This window comes from Novosphingobium sp. 32-60-15 (assembly GCF_002280675.1).
Lineage (GTDB): Bacteria > Pseudomonadota > Alphaproteobacteria > Sphingomonadales > Sphingomonadaceae > Novosphingobium.
In genome coordinates this window covers 150,194-167,006 of the sequence record NZ_NCEN01000008.1, presented here as the reverse complement: position 1 = coordinate 167,006, position 16,813 = coordinate 150,194, and the positions used below count along the sequence as shown (strand labels likewise).

General features: G+C 58.1%; 13 protein-coding genes. 7 read left to right on the top strand and 6 right to left on the bottom strand.

The window, feature by feature from the left end; genetic code table 11:
• The first annotated feature begins 514 nt into the window (after nt 1–514).
• Genes B7Y89_RS08435 through B7Y89_RS08425 form a run of 3 tightly spaced genes read left to right on the top strand, consistent with a single transcriptional unit; the run spans nt 515 to nt 4,529 of the window.
• Entirely contained in the window at nt 515–2,419 is a 1,905-nt protein-coding gene (locus B7Y89_RS08435; RefSeq protein WP_292937548.1) for a potassium transporter Kup, read from the top strand.
• Between the two features lie 8 nt (nt 2,420–2,427).
• Nucleotides 2,428–3,861: a DUF4118 domain-containing protein gene (locus B7Y89_RS08430; protein WP_292937546.1), complete on the top strand. Its 1,434-nt coding sequence runs from the start codon at nt 2,428–2,430 to the stop codon at nt 3,859–3,861.
• The gene (locus B7Y89_RS08425; protein WP_292937544.1) at nt 3,858–4,529 is read left to right on the top strand and encodes a response regulator transcription factor; all 672 of its coding nucleotides are present in this window, start codon (nt 3,858–3,860) and stop codon (nt 4,527–4,529) included. The genes B7Y89_RS08430 and B7Y89_RS08425 overlap by 4 nt, the downstream gene beginning before the upstream one ends.
• Before the next feature lie 339 nt (nt 4,530–4,868).
• On the opposite strand, the gene B7Y89_RS08420 is transcribed toward B7Y89_RS08425, so the two are convergent.
• Nucleotides 4,869–5,756, bottom strand: coding sequence for a hypothetical protein (locus tag B7Y89_RS08420; RefSeq protein ID WP_292937542.1), 888 nt, complete (start codon nt 5,754–5,756; stop codon nt 4,869–4,871).
• Nucleotides 5,753–6,751, bottom strand: coding sequence for a 2-oxoglutarate and iron-dependent oxygenase domain-containing protein (locus B7Y89_RS08415; protein ID WP_292937540.1), 999 nt, complete (start codon nt 6,749–6,751; stop codon nt 5,753–5,755). Before B7Y89_RS08415 ends, B7Y89_RS08420 begins: the two co-directional genes overlap by 4 nt.
• A gap of 151 nt (nt 6,752–6,902) precedes the next feature.
• Between B7Y89_RS08415 and B7Y89_RS08410 the strand changes: the two genes are divergently transcribed.
• The 4 genes from B7Y89_RS08410 (at nt 6,903) to B7Y89_RS08395 (ending at nt 9,805) form a co-directional block, all read left to right on the top strand.
• The gene (locus tag B7Y89_RS08410) at nt 6,903–7,841 is read left to right on the top strand and encodes a LysR family transcriptional regulator (RefSeq protein WP_292937559.1); all 939 of its coding nucleotides are present in this window, start codon (nt 6,903–6,905) and stop codon (nt 7,839–7,841) included.
• Nucleotides 7,842–7,928: 87 nt separating this feature from the next.
• A complete protein-coding gene (locus tag B7Y89_RS08405; protein WP_292937538.1) occupies nt 7,929–8,840 on the top strand; it encodes a sterol desaturase family protein in 912 nt (303 codons plus the stop codon).
• Nucleotides 8,841–8,953: 113 nt separating this feature from the next.
• Nucleotides 8,954–9,346, top strand: coding sequence for a hypothetical protein (locus B7Y89_RS08400; protein ID WP_292937536.1), 393 nt, complete (start codon nt 8,954–8,956; stop codon nt 9,344–9,346).
• A gap of 117 nt (nt 9,347–9,463) precedes the next feature.
• The gene (locus tag B7Y89_RS08395) at nt 9,464–9,805 is read left to right on the top strand and encodes a UrcA family protein (RefSeq protein WP_292937534.1); all 342 of its coding nucleotides are present in this window, start codon (nt 9,464–9,466) and stop codon (nt 9,803–9,805) included.
• Nucleotides 9,806–9,849: 44 nt separating this feature from the next.
• On the opposite strand, the gene B7Y89_RS08390 is transcribed toward B7Y89_RS08395, so the two are convergent.
• Genes B7Y89_RS08390 through B7Y89_RS08375 form a run of 4 tightly spaced genes read right to left on the bottom strand, consistent with a single transcriptional unit; the run spans nt 9,850 to nt 16,802 of the window.
• The gene (locus B7Y89_RS08390) at nt 9,850–10,782 is read right to left on the bottom strand and encodes a YncE family protein (RefSeq protein ID WP_292937532.1); all 933 of its coding nucleotides are present in this window, start codon (nt 10,780–10,782) and stop codon (nt 9,850–9,852) included.
• Between the two features lie 31 nt (nt 10,783–10,813).
• The gene (gene atzF, locus B7Y89_RS08385) at nt 10,814–12,580 is read right to left on the bottom strand and encodes an allophanate hydrolase (RefSeq protein WP_292937530.1); all 1,767 of its coding nucleotides are present in this window, start codon (nt 12,578–12,580) and stop codon (nt 10,814–10,816) included.
• Nucleotides 12,577–16,170 carry an urea carboxylase gene (uca, locus tag B7Y89_RS08380; RefSeq protein ID WP_292937528.1) on the bottom strand — a complete coding sequence of 1,198 codons (3,594 nt, stop codon included), beginning with the start codon at nt 16,168–16,170 and terminating at the stop codon, nt 12,577–12,579. The genes atzF and uca overlap by 4 nt, the downstream gene beginning before the upstream one ends.
• Nucleotides 16,167–16,802 (bottom strand): urea amidolyase associated protein UAAP2, encoded by a 636-nt coding sequence (locus B7Y89_RS08375; protein ID WP_292937527.1) that lies wholly within the window; start codon nt 16,800–16,802, stop codon nt 16,167–16,169. The genes uca and B7Y89_RS08375 overlap by 4 nt, the downstream gene beginning before the upstream one ends.
• Nucleotides 16,803–16,813 lie beyond the last annotated feature (11 nt).

The window sequence follows — 16,813 nt, the reverse complement described above, 5'->3', positions numbered from 1 at the left end:
AAAATCCAGGCCGCTGTCTAAACCATCGGAATGGTGGTTCCCTTTTGGACGCCGATCACCCCGCTAGCCGGGTTCCTTTTGCACGCCGATCCACAATTTCGACCAGGCATGTGCCGACCAATTTGCGCCATTCAGAGGTTTGGGTGTGAACGTCTGTTTGTGCCGAGACTTGCCAATCGCGGCATAAAAACTGTCGTCAGCAATGCCAGCACACCGGGTCGCTGTTGTTAAGGGTGGCGAACGACAGCAATATCTCTGACTACTTCATTCCAAGACTAGTGTGTCGATGTGAACGAACGGCATACTTCAACCCTGTCTATTCGAGGGCAGCAACGACCGAAGTTAAGGCCCTTTCGACTCTTGGTTTGATCATACCAAACACACTGCGTTCCAAGCTTCCCGTTCAACCGCTCAGGCTTGATTTTACGGGATCTTTACGCAGCAAGGACCTTATTCCCATGGCGGCTTAACGGCCATCTGCTGCAAAGCCAGTTCTTCATTCCGGAGACTGTCTGTGCAAGCTGCCAACACGACGAAACGCAACTCCCTTGCTGCGCTCACCCTTGGTGCAATCGGGGTTGTCTATGGCGACATCGGCACCAGCCCGCTTTACGCCTTCCGAGAGGCTTTGGCCCAGACTGCCGGAGGCGGAATTTCGCAGATCGAAATTCTCGGCGTACTGTCATTGGCCCTCTGGGCGCTGATCATTGTCGTCACACTGAAGTACGTTCTGTTCCTCAGTCGGATGGATAACAATGGCGAAGGCGGTGTCCTATCGTTGATGGCGCTGGCCAAGCGCGCGACAGGCGGGCGCTGGCTGGTAGTCTTGCTGCTTGGCGGTGCGGGAGCTGCCATGTTCTATGGCGATGCTATCATAACGCCTGCGCTCTCGGTTCTATCTGCGGTTGAAGGCTTGAAGACGATACCCGGATTTGGCGGGATGAGCGAAATGGCGATCCTTGCAGTTACCATCGCGATCCTTGTCAGTTTGTTTGCGATGCAAGCGCGTGGTACGGCCAGCATGGCTGGTCTGTTTGGACCAGTCTGCACGCTATGGTTTCTGGCGCTCGCGGCTTTAGGTATCTGGCATATTGTTGAAGCACCTGAAGTCTTGGCGGCGTTCAATCCACTCTATGCCGCCATTTTTATGACGTCACACGGGGTGACCGGCTTGTTTGTTCTGGGCGCGGTATTCCTGACTGTTACCGGCGCTGAGGCCCTTATCGCCGATATGGGGCACTTCGGGCAAAGGCCGATCCAGCTGGGCTGGCTGGTGTTTGTCTGGCCAGCGCTGACGCTGAACTATCTTGGCCAGGGCGCGCTGGCGCTCAAAGCACTGGCGGTTGCTCAAGCCTCAGGAAAGCCGTTGGCCAATGCGGACTGGTTCTTCATCATGGCCCCTGACAGCTTGCGCGCGCCATTGGTGATCCTGGCAACTCTGGCAACGATCATTGCCAGCCAAGCCGTAATAACAGGGGCCTATTCGCTGACCCATCAGGCCATCGCGCTCGGTTTGCTGCCACGCATGACCATCCGCCAGACTTCAGAACATCAGGTCGGCCAGATCTATATGCCTGCAGTGAACTGGCTGCTTCTGGCAGGGGTGCTGATCCTTGTCATCGGCTTCAAATCAAGCTCTGCGATGGCAGCAGCTTATGGCATTGCGGTAACCGGCACGATGGTCGTAACCACCAGTCTTGCGTTTATCATCGCATGGAAGTTCTGGAATTGGAATCCGGTCTGGACCGCGCTTTCGATTGCCCCGTTTCTCGCACTCGACCTGTTCTTCTTTGGTGCCAACTTCCTGCGTATCAGCGAAGGTGGCTGGGTGCCGCTGCTGGTGGCCGCGATTATTGGTCTGGTTGTCGTGATCTGGCTGAAAGGGCGGAAAACGGCGATGGAACGGGCAAGCGAGCAAGGCACCGCACTTAATGACATGATCACAGCGTTGGCTGCCCGTCCGCCTGTGAGCATTGAAGGCACCGCAGTATTCCTGACGCAAGACCTGGATATGATGCCATCGGCTTTGCTGCATAACCTCAAGCACAACAAGGCGCTTCACCGGACGAATGTCTTACTGAAAGTGGAAACCCAGTCTAAACCACACATCGCGCCAGATGAGCGACTTTCGCTGGAGCGCGTCGATGACCGCTTTTTGAAGGCCCGGCTGCGCTATGGTTATATGGACGCTATTGATGTGCCGAGCGATCTTGCCCGCAACCAAGGGCTGCTGGTGGGGCCGGGAGGAACGTCGTTCTTTGTGGGACGCAGTGCAATCCGCTTTGCGACCAAGCCGGCGATGCCGCGTTGGATGACGGTGATCTATATGTTCCTGCATCGCAATGCCGCCGATCCTACCGCATACTTTTCGATACCTCCTAATCGTGTGGTCGAACTCGGCAGCCAAATCGAGCTATGATGCACAACATGAGAGCCACAGCGACGCCTTACATTGTTGCCTTGCTTGCTGTGGCAGGCGTGTCTTGGCTGAGTTCGGTCTGGCTGGACGTGCTGGGCCTTGCCTCCGCAGCATTGCTGTTCTTGCTGCCGGTCCTTTACGCTGCAACGCGTGGCGGTATTGGACCGGGACTGTTTGCAGCGCTTTTGGGGGCTGGCGCCTTTAACTTCTTCCTTCTGCCGCCACGCTTCACCTTTCGCGTCCATGGGCTGGATAATGTTGTCAGCCTTGTGGTGCTTTTGGCAGTAGCAATCGTTACAAGCCGTCTTGCAACAAGGCTCATGGCTCGTGAGGCAGAGGCTTTGGAACGCGCCAGAATGGGCGAGGAGGCTGCTGAACTCTCCGCTATTCTGGGCGCACATCCAGCCCGATCAGCATTGCAAGGCGGTCTTGATCTGGTCTCAGGACGGTATGGTGATCTGGTTCTTGTTTCAGAAGATGCGCTGCAATCAATCGGCGCTGCCTTTTCGTCACTCGACCTTTCGGCAGCGGCTTGGGCGATCCATAATGGCGATGTTACAGGCCACGGTACACAAGTGATGGGCACGGCCGATTGGACATTCTTTCCGCTTGTCCAGAAAAACCGTCCGGCGAGCGAAGTTGCCGCGCTGGCACGTCCGGCCAATGGTTCCATCAGGCGCGCAAACCAGTTGGAACACGTGCGCCAACTTGCTCTTTTGCTTGGCCAGTGCCGGGACCGCGATATGCTTGAGGCCGAGCGGCGCGAACGGGAAATGCTGGAGCAAAGTGACCACCTGCGCCGTACTTTCATGGCTTCGATGGCGCATGATTTTCGAACACCGCTGACAGTAATTACCGGACAGTTGGCGCTCTTGGCCAATACCAGTGCAGGCGCAGGCGAAGCTTTAGCCGCTGCCCAACGCCTTGAACGAATGATGGCCGACCTGCTTGGTGCAGCGCGTCTTGAGTCACGCTCGCTCACGCCCAGTTTCGAAAGCCTTGATCTGGTCGACGTCATCGCGGCTGCCTGTGACGGGACTACCCTGCCCCCACATCTTTTGCTTACCCGGACACTCCCTGCTGATCTGCCATTTGTGAAAGCCGACCCGGTGCTGTTGCACCATGTGCTTGCCAACCTGATCGACAATGCCCTGCGCCACGCCAAATCACAGGTCGCCCTTGCTGCGACGCAGGAAGACGGCACAGTTTGCCTTGCTATCAGCGACGATGGTCCGGGCGTACCGCAAGCCGAGAGATCCCGTATATTCGATCGCTTTATCCGCCTTGAAGGCAGCGATCAATCGAGCGGCAGCGGGCTGGGCCTTGCCATCGCCAAAGGATTTTCCGATGCCATGGGAATGTCAGTTTCGATCAGCACCGCAACCACTGGCGGAGCGTGTTTTACGCTAGTGTTTCCGTTCGCCGAAAGGCCGTGTGCATGAGCCGTGTGCTGTGCATTGACGACGAACCCGCCATCTTGCGCTTGCTTTCGGTGGTTCTTGAACATGATGGTCATGAAGCCATCTCTGCCGCCAGTGGCCGTGAGGCAATGGCTATGCTGGCACGCGGCGGCATTGATGCGGTTCTGCTCGATCTTGGCCTACCGGACCGGGACGGCCTCGAACTCATTGCATCCATAAGGTCGCAGAGCGCTATTCCTGTCATCGTGGTGTCTGCGCGCGGTGACGTTGCCGAAAAGGTTGCTGCGCTCGATCTGGGCGCGGCTGATTACGTTACAAAGCCGTTCGACGGCGAGGAACTGCGCGCACGGCTGCGTGTGGCATTGCGCAACGGGCGGGCATCGCAAAAAGGCGGCGAATTGGTCCATGGCCCGATCCGCATGATTCCAGACCGCCACGAGGCGGAAATAGCGGGCCAACCCGTCGCGCTTACACCCAAAGAATATGCTGTGCTGCAAGCATTGGTCGAAGCTGGAGGCCGCATCATGACGCATGCAACCCTGCTCGAACGCGTTTGGGGAAAGGCCCACCGCAATGACGTCGAATATCTGCGCGTCGCTGTGCGTGCCCTGCGCCTCAAGATCGAAGCGGACCCTTCACAACCCACGATTATCCGCAACGAACCAGGCATCGGCTATCGTCTGACATAGATAGGTCTTGGCTGAAATGGGAGGATATCGGTGCTTGTGAAAGGCTCGAAGCGCGCGCAAGGACCGAAGCAATGAAAACTGACGGCTTCGTCCCAATTCTGGCCATACGAAGTCTGGTAGTCACATCAAAATCTACTGGCTCGCCATTCAAACAAGACGTTGAAAATCTGAAAACATAATTGTGACCAACATGCAGTGGGCAGGCCAAAGTCTAAACAGCAGAATTCTGTTCGCCATTTTTCAGAGCATTATTCGACAGCCTTCTCCGCTATCGTATTTTTTATGTAAGGTTGTGGTTTGCGCGGCGATCAGTTTATCTGGCGCGGGCGCCAGTGTTGGCTAGCGCACAATCTTTGCGTGGCGCAGGAGATGCTCATTTTCGCGTTCAGCCCATTGGAGCGACTCCATCGAGCACAGGCTTTTGTTCGCAAACGCGACGTTTGATTGGTGACAATCAACGGCAAAGTGCAATTGGCATCGTGCGCCTTTGATTGATGTGGACAGGATCACTTTGCCCTCAGTGTTGATCTTGAAGTCCCCGTTAACGAGGTTTTGACCGAGACGTTCAGGTTGGGTGCTATGCGTGATGGCAAGGCCGTTGGTGGCGACCGAGACTTCATAGCTCTCGATCTGGCCTTCTGTGGCAATACCGTCTGCCAGGGCCTTGGCGAGATCGCCTGCTTCATCCAGCGCAGCATCGACAGCCGGAAGCCGTGATTGTGCGTAGGCTGCATAATCGCCCGCGACAATCAGACCGCCGTCCATCGCATGGGTGTGCCCCGTAGTTTCGTTGAAAAGGCTTAACAGACGCAGTCCCAACAATGGGCCGGTGGTAGATTGCTGGCGCCAATCTTCGACATATGCGCCCGAGGGGGCGTACTCCAGAACGCAATTGCCAATGAAGCTGAGCGTGGCCGGTTCAGGCCATTGATTGCGCGGTTGGTAGCTGCGGTTGATGGTCCAGGATAGCTGTTGCGCGGCGTCATCCCATAACGTGTCCCCCACCCAGCCTTGACGATCCTCTGGGGGTGTAGCGGGGCCATCTGGCAAGCGCAGATCGATGGTGAATGTTTTGGACTGGAACCAGTAAACAACAGTTGTCTCGTCTGTCAGGCCATTGGCGAACGTGATGCTTTTGCGGCGGAATGCGCCGAGCAAGGCTTGCGGAAATGGCATGTCCGAAAGGTTCGATTGGGGAAGTGCCGCAAGCAGATCGGCGAGTGTCATACAGATGCGCGTTGGCCGAAGGAATCAAGCGGCACGGCGTCATTCAGCACAAGTTCGCCACTTGCGATCCGGCGCTTTAGATAAGCGAAAGTCTGGGCGGTTTGATTGTACAAATGCTCACCACATTTGAGCAGCGCGTATCGCGGTGCTTCGCCTTTGACGACAGGCGCGATGACGTGATCATAATTGCAGGCGTGGAACAGCGCGAAGGAATAGCGCTCTTCCGGGACTTTTTTAACGCGGTGGCGTGTGGCGATATAGCGGCCATTGGACATGATCTCCATCATATCGCCGATGTTCATAATCACCGTGCCATCAATCAACGGCACATCGATCCACGCGCCCTGCTTGTTGATAATCTGTAGGCCCGGTGCCGTGGCAAACAGCAGGGTAAAGCATTCATAATCGGTATGCGCACCAATGCCGGGGCAGTCACGCGCGGTGGCATCGTACGGGTAATGGATCAGGCGGAGCTGGCTTGGGGAATGGCTGGTGAGCGCATCGAAATGATCTTCAGCCAACCCCAAGGCAAGAGCGAAACTGCGGAAAAGCGCGCCGCCGATTTGCGTGACATGGCCGTAATAAGCCTGAACATCTTCGCGGAAACCCGGCATGTCGGGCCAGATGTTTGGCCCAAGCAAGGGATTGCGACCTGCCGCGTTTGGGTAATCGCGATTGATGTCGTAAGCCTCTTTAAGGTCGTCAGACCCTTCCCCAAACTGCTCCTCACCCACCGGCACATAGCCGCTGTGGTTTTCAGACAAGCCGATGTAGCTTTGCATCTTGGCTTCAGCTGGAAGCGCGAAATAGGCCTTGGCGCGTGCGATCAGGCGATCAAACAGCGCCGCATCCAATTGCGCGCCGCGGATATATAGGAAGCCTGTGTCTGCGCAGGCGCGGTCCAGCTCTTCGGCAACCGCCAAGCGGTCCTCGATGCGATTGCTGTCGATCCGGGTGATGTCGACAATGGGGAGGACCGGGGCTTTTGTCATCATGGATAAAGGCATAATTGCCGCAGGTCATAGCGATAGACGTGCCCTTTTTATGTTTTTCATTGATTTGATCTATGACCAACTTGCCGGACAGTTTATATGTGCAAATTCAACGGCCTTTTTGAAGTCGGCCTTGCTTAAGGATGATATCGGCGTGAGTGATCGCGTGCCATTGATCGACAAGAAATTTGCCAGCCGGGTTGATTGGAACCTGATGCGCACGTTTGTGGACATCGTCCGCGCTGGCGGCATCGGCGCTGCTGCACGCCAGCTAAACCGCCAGCAGCCAAGCATAAGCGCGGCGCTAAAGCGACTTGAAGATCATGTGGGAGCAACGCTCCTGCACCGTACCGCGACGGGTGTCGAGATGACGTCAGCGGGCAAAGCGATGATGGCCTTATGCGAAGATATGCTGGAATCTGCACGGATGATGCCGCACCAGATTGCCCAGGCAACCAAGCGCGTGGAAGGCTTTGTCCGCATCCAGATCGTGTCCGGACTGGTCTCGCCAGAGTTTGATGAGGCCATCGCCAGTTTTCATCGGCGCAATCCCGACATTCATATTGAAATCCGCGTGTCACCATGGCGGCAAGTGCTCGACGCGCTTGAACAAGGCGATGTGGAAATCGGCGTGAGTTATGATGCCAATGTGCGCGGCAGTTTGATGTACGAGCCTCTATTGGTTGAGCGCCAGCAACTTTATTGTTCGCGCAGCAGCCCTTATTTTGGCCATCGCGTCAGCCGGTTGCACGACCTTAAGGATGAAGGGTTTGTCCTCACCGGCGAAGATGAAATCGAACTGATCACCCATTTGCGCCGCCGCTACCGGCTTGGCTCCAAGGTGAGCGGGATGGCCGAAGACATCAACGAAGCGCGAAGATTGATCACGCAAGGCGTGGGCATAGGCTTTTTGCCAATCCTCGCAGCAGAAAATGAAGTGGCAAAGGGCAGATTGTGGCCCTTGCTGACGGCTGAATTCGAGCCATCTTACGATATCTATTTATTGGCGCGGACAGACCCGGCACGAGACACGGCAACCCAGCTTTTCTGGGACGAGGTGTACCGCCGCGTCCGCGCCCTTCGTAAGCCATAGTTCCAATCTATGCCTTTCATCGGAAAATTGCCCCTGCCCATATGACGCGGCGCAACGCACAGTTCCAACTGTAAATGGAGCCGGTGCATGCTTGCGAGCCTCAAGACAAAAGCCTTCAATATGATCCCGCCTGCGATGATCGCTGCGGTCATATTGTTTTGGGCCTATGCGCCCAAGGCGGTCGTCGATCACTCCTCGGCATTGTTGATCACATCTTCGTTGATCGTCGTTTTTGTTCTGCTGCTTGAATTTGTGCATGAACGGCACACCGGCTGGAGGATGAACCGGCAGGAGTTCTTTACCGATCTGTTTTACGTGGTGCTCAGCGCCACGGTGATTTCGTGGTTGACGCAAACTCTCGCCGAAGACCCGTTACTGGCGGCAAAGTCTGCACTTGGCATCAGCACCAAATGGATGGCTGCGGTGCCATGGTTGGCGCAAGTGGCGATGGTCATCGTCATTCTTGAGTTCGGGCAATATTGGATGCACCGGCTCATGCACAATTGGACGCCGTTCTGGCTGACCCATGCGCCACATCATCACCTTACACAATTGAACGCTGCCAAAGGCGCGGTCGGCAATCCCATTGAATTGTTCCTGATCAGCCTCAGTGTGCTGGCGTTCTTCGATTTCGAAAAGACCGCGCTGTTTGCCGGGCTTAACACGCTGAACGTCATCGCAACGTTTGCCCATGCCAATGTGCGGTCAGATCCGCCGATCTGGTATTCGTTCTTTTTCACGACAATCCGCCATCACAGCTTGCATCATTCCACCGATTATGAGGCAACCCGCTGCAATTACGGCAATTCGCTGATTTTGCTCGACCGCATCTTCGGCACCTATCGTGAAGGCGAAGGTGTTTTGGTGGGCCAGGACGAACGTAAGCGGCTTTCGATCTGGGAGCAGACGATCTTTCCGTTTCAGCCGTTGATTGCAAAAGTGAAAGCTGGGCGCGCTGGTAAGGATGTCGACACGGTTAGTGGCGCGACCACCGCATGAGCGCCATGCGAACCCTGCAAATTCATGCAGCGCAACATCCGCAAAGGACGGACTTTGCAGCTGCGAATCAGCCTAGCCTGATCGGTTTGTCAGCGCTTGCCCGGATTTCCATCGTGAATGCTTTCACCAAGCAATGGGGAAAACTAATGTTGCGACTAAAAACGCTTGCGGTGTTCGCGGTTCTGTCTGGGGCGCTTGCAACCCCTGCTATTGCGGCGAGCAAGCCGAGCACCCGCTTGGTCAAATGTGGTTCGGAAAGCTGCTTGCGTGTGTCTGGTCAACGAACGGATAAGACGTCAGCCGTGCTGATCAATGGCCGAGAAGTATCGGCAAAAGGTACGCAGCGGTGGCATGTGCGCGTGCCGGTCAAGACTGTTCGCGCCTGGTCTGCGCCTTATGCACGGACAATCGCGGTTTCGGTGGCGGGCTCCACACAAGATGTAAAGTTGCCAATCGGCATGATGGGGCACGGCGATCTGGCCATGCTGGTGGTGCGCGCGAAGTAATAACCAGGCAACGTTAGAGTAATAAACTACTGATTTCGCGTTGAATATTGAAATTGTCATCGTCTGCGGCTATATCAGCGACAGCGGCCATAGAGCCGTAATCGTTTTACGCAGGAGATGACCTTGAAAACTGCTCTCGTGGCGCTTGCCGCTCTCGCATTCGCAACATCGGCCACTGCCGCAAGTGCGAACTCCAATCCTTTCGCTCAAGACAAGGCGATCCTGAACCTTCAAGGTCTTGATTTGTCGTCGGCCGATGGGCAACAGCGCCTCGCCATTCGCGTGGACCAGGCTGCTCGAGCGGTATGCGGTGATCGCTTTTCAGGTTTGCACCTTGCTGTCGAAGCCAAGGCACAGCAATGCCGGACTGCGGTAACGGCTGATGTGCGCTCACAGATTGAAGCACGGCTTGCCAAAGCAAGCGGAACTGCTGCGGTCCGCGTCGCTTCAGCCCGTTAATTCTAGCATCATCCGCGGCCCGAATGTTCGGGCCGCGGAAGAGATTACATACCGTGCGCCAGAATCGGTTCTGGCCACCATGTGATCGTTTTCACGTCGTGGGCTGATGTCCACAAGCCTGACGATGCAAAGCGCAGCGCGCCGCTGCCCTCGGCTTTGCCCAAGCGGCTGACGACAGTCAGGTTCACCGGATCAATTGCGACGAAGGTTTGCGCTTCGGTCGTGCGCAGCCAGACGAGGCCTGCGCCGGTGTCGATATCACCCCATTTGAGCACTTCGCCAACTTTCACCCGGCCGGTCACATCACCAGTGGTCGGATTAATACGCGCGACAGTGCCGTCACCTTGTTCCTGAACCCATACTGCGCCGACGCCCGATGCAAGGAAGCCGGGGCTATTGCCCAACTCAGTGGTTTTGACGACGGTGTTTGTCTTGGGATCAATGCGTTGGACTGTCTTGCTTTCACTACTGACGGCCCACAGGGCATCATAACCGAACGTAAGGTAGTGCGTTCCAAGGCTGACCTTGATGGTGGCAACGACTTTATTGGTCGCCGGATCAATTCGCGAGACGACCCCCTTCTGGTCACTTGCGACCCAGATTGAACCGGCACCTGCGACGACATTCAATTCCCCTTTGGGATTGGCGATGCCGGTGGCAATTGTCGCCACCTTCTGGGCCTTTTGCGTGTCTATGCGAACCAGCGCGCCTTCCTTGCAATCAGCGACCCACAAACTGCCTGCGTGGATCGCCATGGCACCGCACGGGCGCGTCATAGCAACCTCGGCCAGTTTACCTTGGCGTGACCAACGCTCAACCCTGCCCACGTTGGTTGCCCAAACGCTGTCGCCATCTACGGCGAGAAAATCGGCGGAACCGGGGACTTCGAGCACCTGTTCTTTGTGCGCCAAGGCCATTGTCGGGATGATAGAACCGCTGATCGCCAGCGCTGTGAGCATTGCCTTGAAGGTTCGCATATCGGGTGTCCTTGCCAGAAGCGGAATTCCGTTACTTTTGAGCAATGTAGGCGCGCCAACCGCCAAGATGCGTGATGTCTTCGGCACCTGTCAAAGCGCGCGGTTCGGCGACGAAGCCTTTGACACTGGTGCCATCGGCGAGCGTTACGGTGCCGATTGCCAAAGGCGGCGGCACTTCCACGACGAAGCTGCCGAATTCCGCGACGCCCATTTCATAGACTTCGAGGGCGATAGCTGCGCCATCATCGCTGTAGACCAGCGCGGGCTTTGGCGGGACGCTGTCAGCGATGGCGTAAAGCCTGTAATTCGGGGCGGTTTCGAACGCGCCGACGAACTTTGCGTCGCGCGAGGTGAGCTGCCAGTGGAGCGGCATGTCTTTGAGGTGAGCGCCGACAACGGCCAGTTTCACGGTCTGCATTTTGCCCTCCAGATCGAGCGGGGGTGGTGATGGAAGATCGGCGATGGCGAGATAGGCGTCGGCCGCATCGAGTAGTGCGCGGTCGGTATCTGCAGGGCCGATCAGGGTTATGCCAAAACCGGTGGCATTGGTGCGGGTGCCGGCAGGTACGGCCAAAGCGGCCATATCCAACAGATTGACGAAGTTGGTGTAGTACCCGAAGGCGCTGTTTAGCACGATGGGGGATGCCTGGAGTTCGGCCACGCGGTAGGTTGTTCCGGTTGTGGGAAATACCATTATATCAATGGTTTGCCATAGGTTTTCGGCATAACGCTTTAACTCGGCGAGGCGGTAGATGCCGTTGAACAGTTCAACTGCTGTGGTTCCCTGCCCCACCTCGACGATCTCGCGCACCGTCGGGTCGACCGCTTCGGGATTGCTGGCGAGAATGCCTGCCATCGCGGCGGTGCGTTCTGCCACCCATGGCCCGCTGTACAAAAGCTGCGCGGCTTCTTGCAGCGGGGCGTAATCGATCTCGACCACGTTGTAGAGTTGGCCGAGTTTTTCTATCGCGCGATCAAAGAGATACTCGGATTCAAGATCGCCGAAAAACACGCGCTGGTCGCGGCGCGGGACGCCGATTGTCTTGCGTTCGATGGGCAGATTGGCGAGCGGTCTGGAATAGGCATCGCGCGCATCGAAGCCTGCCACGACGCTGTCAATCAGGCGGGCGTCGGCGGTGTCATCAGTGAAGACGGTGATGCAATCGAGGGTGCGGCAGGCGGGGACGAGGCCGGTGTTGCTCCACCTGCCTTTGGTTGGCTTGAAGCCGATAAGGTGTTGAAATGCGGCGGGAACGCGGCCTGATCCGGCGGTGTCTGTGCCGAGGGCAAAGGCGACCAGACCCGCTGCGGTGGCTGAAGCCGAGCCGGAGCTGGAGCCGCCGCTGACATAGGCCAGATTGTAGGCGTTGCGGGGGGCGCCGTAGGGGCTGCGGGTGCCATTGAGGCCGGTGGCGAACTGATCAAGATTGGTCTTGCCGACGCAGAGCGCACCTGCATCCAGCAAGCGTTGCACAACCGTGGCGGAAGCTTGCGGGCGATAGGCGAAGGCGGGACATGCCGCCGTCGTCTCAAATCCAACAACATCGATGTTGTCTTTTACCGCAAAAGGCACACCAGCCAGCGGAAGATCGTCGCCCGCAGCCACACGGGCATCAATCACACGCGCAGCAGCAAGCATGTCTTCATAGGAAGCACGACTGATCCAAATTTGTGGCTGGATCGCATCGTAAGCAAAAAGCCGCGCATGTATTTCATCAACTAGAGCCACAGCGGTGGTCTGCCCTGTCCTCACAGCATGGGCGATCGCGGTGGCACTCTGGCGTTCAAATGTGGTCATGCGTGCCTCGTGAGTGCCAGAATGGGCGTTCCGGGCTGCACGGCCTGGCGTTCCTGCGCATAAAGTGCCGACACTGTCCCTGCCCCGGGACTTTCGACGCGGCATTCCATTTTCATCGCTTCGATGATGGCGATGGTTTCGCCCGCCAGAACTTCGTCGCCGACGCCGACGAGCATTTTCCAGACACTGCCGCCGAAGGGTGCTTCGACCATGTCCGCGCCATCCGGCACAACTACCGCACCGGCATCGACCACTTCGGCATCGACCGAGTCTGTCCGATCAAATTCGCCGCGCCTTTGCCATTCGGCGCGCTCTTCATCGAAGGCGGCCTGGCGATGGGCTTCGAAGCTGGAAATCTGCGCGGCGTTGTCTGCCAGGAAGGCGCGATAATCGGCGAGGCGGAATTCGGAGGGTTCGATGCGGATCGAGCGGCGACCGGTGGGAAAATCGCGGCGCCATTGCGTAAGTTCATCGGCGCTGACCGGATAGAACCGGATCTGGTCGAAGAAACGCAGCAGCCATGGCTTGCCTTCGATGAAGGCGTCGGTCTGGCGATAAGTGTTCCAGACCTGAAGCGTGCGGCCGAACAACTGGTAACCGCCGGGGCCTTCCATGCCATAGATGCACATGTATGCACCGCCGATGCCAACGACATTGGGTGGCGTCCATGTGCGCGCCGGGTTGTATTTGGTGGTGACAAGACGGTGGCGCGGGTCAACCGGGGTGGCGACCGGTGCGCCTAGATAGACATCGCCGAGGCCGAGGACGAGGTAGTTGGCTTCGAAGATCAGGTTTTCGACCGCCGCTGCATCGGGAAGGCCATTGATGCGGCGGATGAACTCGATGTTATCGGGGCACCATGGCGCATCATCGCGCACCGCGCCCATATACTTTTCGATGGTTTCGATAGTCGCGGGATCGCGCCAACTGAGCGGCAGGTGGACGATGCGCGAGGGGATGGTGAAATCCTCAAGATCGCCAAGCCGTTCTTCTGCTGCGATCAGAGTGGCCAGTGCCGCGCTTTGCGTCATCGTGACGCCATCGAAATGGAATTGCAGCGAGCGGATGCCGGGGACGATATCGATCACACCGGGCAGTGCGAGGCGTTCGAGTTCGGTCATCAAGGCCTGGACGCGGATGCGCAATTCGATGTCGAGCACGATCGGGCCGTATTCGACGAGGATGTTGCGATCCCCCTGCTGGCGATAGACGGTGCGTGGACGCTGCGGGCCTTCGGGGATTTCACCAAGGATCGGGGTGAGCGTTTCGATAGGACGCGCAGGGCCGGTGCTGTGGCCTTCGCCGCTTTCCAGCAAGCGGCGCTGAAAGGTATCGGCCATGGCGGCATCGACCGCATTTACGGGCACGAAGCGCAACTTGTCGCCGGGGGCAAGTTGTCCGATCTTCCAGCGGTCTGCCGCGATGACCACGAACGGGCAGACGAAACCGCCAAGCGATGGACCATCCGGGCCGAGGATGATCGGCATATCGCCGGTGAAATCCACCGCGCCGATGGCGTAAGGATTGTCATGGATGTTCGAGGGGTGCAGGCCCGCCTCGCCGCCATCCTTGCGCGCCCATTGGGGCTTGGGACCGATCAGGCGGACGCCGGTGCGGTTGCTGTTGTAATGGACCTGCCATTCTGCGGCGACGAAAGTATCGACATCTTCATCGGTGAAGAAATCGGGTGCGCCGTGCGGTCCATACAGGACGCGCAAGGCCCATTCGTTGGATAGCGCGGGCAATGTGGCATCGGCCAGCGCAGGTTCTGCGCCTTCGCCTGCGAGGTGGATCGTATCGCCTGCGAGCAGGCGGCGCGCGGCGTGGCCGCCGAATTGCCCCAGTTCAAAGGTGCTGCGGCTGCCGAGATAGGGCGCGATATCCAGCCCGCCAGCGAACAGAATATAGCCGCGCAAACCGCCGCCGACCAAACGGCCAAGGGCAAGGGTTTGGCCAGCGGCCACGTCAATCGCAACGCCCCGCGACACCGGAGTGCCGTCCAGCGTTGCGCCGAAATCAGCACCGGTAAGGCAGATGCGGGTGGCGGTGTTGAAGGTGAGTGTAGGGCCGGTGATCGTGACTTCGAGGCCCGCCGTGCCTTCAGGATTGCCGAGCAGGCGGTTGCCGAGACGGAACGACTGATCGTCCATCGGGCCGGATGGCGGGACACCGATGGACCACAGCCGCTGGCGGCCCGGCCAGTCCTGCACGGTGGTAGCAGTGCCGCCGCTGATGATCTGGAAACTGCGCGGCTGATAGACGATATCGGCCAGCGCGCGGGTTGAAACCTCGCCACTGGTGAAAGCCTGGCTGCGGACCACATCGCGCAGCCAGCGCAAATTGGTTTCGATGCCATCGATGCGCGATTGATCGAGCGCCGCCTGCATCGCCTGAACCGCAAGATCACGCGTGGGGGCGTGGACGATCAGCTTGGCCAGCATCGGGTCATACCACGCGCTGACCGTGCTGCCCGCCATGCACCATGTTTCGGCGCGGATATCGGCGGGGAAATCTACGGCAGTCAGCGTGCCCGAGGTGGGGCGATAATCGAGCGCGGGGTCTTCGGCATAGAGCCGGACCTGCACCGAATGACCACGGGGTTCGCTGGGGGCAGTATCGAGGAAGCCGAACTCCCCTGCCCCGCCGCGCACCATCCATTCGACCAGATCGATGCCCATGACCTCTTCGGTCACGCCATGTTCGACCTGAAGGCGGGTGTTCATTTCAAGGAAGAAGAATTCCTGCCGTTCGGAATCGTAGAGGAATTCAACTGTACCGGCAGAGCGATAGTTTGCCGCTTGGCCCAAGCGGATGGCTGCGGCAATCAGATCGGCGCGCACGGTGGCAGGTAGCAAGGGTGCTGGCGCTTCTTCGACGACTTTCTGGTTGCGCCGTTGCAGTGAGCAATCGCGTTCGCCCAGCGCCACGACTTTGCCTTTGCCATCGCCGAAAATCTGCACTTCAATATGGCGGGCACGGCGGATGTAGCGTTCAAGGAAGACGCCCGCATCGCCAAAATTGCCAAGGCCCTGGCGCGCGACTGTGGCGAAGCCTTCGCGCACGGAGGCTTCATCTTCGCAAATCCGCATGCCGATGCCGCCGCCGCCAGCGGTGGCTTTGAGCATGACCGGGTAGCCGATGGCTTGTGCAGCATTGGCCGCTTCATCTTCATCGGTGAGCAGATTGGTGCCCGGAGCGAGCGGCACGCTATGGGCGGCGGCCAATTCGCGCGCGCTGTGCTTCAGGCCGAAAGTGCGCATGTTTTCAGGCGTGGGGCCGATAAACACGATCCCTGCGGCAGCACAGGCTTCGGCAAATTCGGCGTTTTCGGCGAGGAAGCCATAGCCCGGATGGATTGCTCCCGCGCCGGTTTTGCGTGCAGCATCGAGGATGGCGGCAACGTTGAGGTAGCTCTCGGTCGCGCGGGCCGGGCCGATGCATACGGCTTCGTCGGCTTGCGAGACGTGGAGCGAATCTGCGTCTGCCTCGGAATAGACCGCGACGGAGCGGAGCCCCATGGCTTTCAAGGTGCGGATGATGCGCGTGGCGATGGCGCCACGGTTCGCGATCAGGACAGTATCAAAGCTCATGCGGTGACAATCATCCGGACGGGGGTGGGATTGAAGCCGTTGCAGGGGTTGTTGATCTGCGGGCAATTGGAGACGACGACGGTGACATCCATCTCGGCAAAGAGATCGACGGTGAGGCCGGGGGCGGAGATGCCGTCAACGATGCCCAGCGCGCCATCGGCTTCGACCGGCACGTTCATGAAAAAGTTGATGTTCGAGACGATATCGCGCTTGCCTCGGCCTTCCGTCAGGTTGGCTTCGAGGAAGTTTTCGACGCAGGCATGTTCGGATTTGGTGTGATGACCGTAACGCAAGGTATTGGATTCACACGAGCAAGCACCGCCGATGGTATCGTGGTAATCGACCGAGGTGGAAGCGATGGTCATCATCGCGCGGCCTTCGTTCGAGCGCAGGACCGTGCCCTTGCGCAGGAACAGGTTGGCTTGGGCCGCGACGGTATCTTGCGCGCTGTAACGCTCGGAATCGTCAGATGTGGCATAGAGCAGGAAATCGACGGCCTGATTGCCTTCAAGATCGACAATGCGCAGGGTTTGGCCTGCGGCGATATGGTGCAGCCACGGCGCGCGGGCGGGCACGATTACATCGTGGACGATAGAGCCGGAAAGGCCAGCGAGATGGGGGTCGACGCTCATGGGAAGGTTTC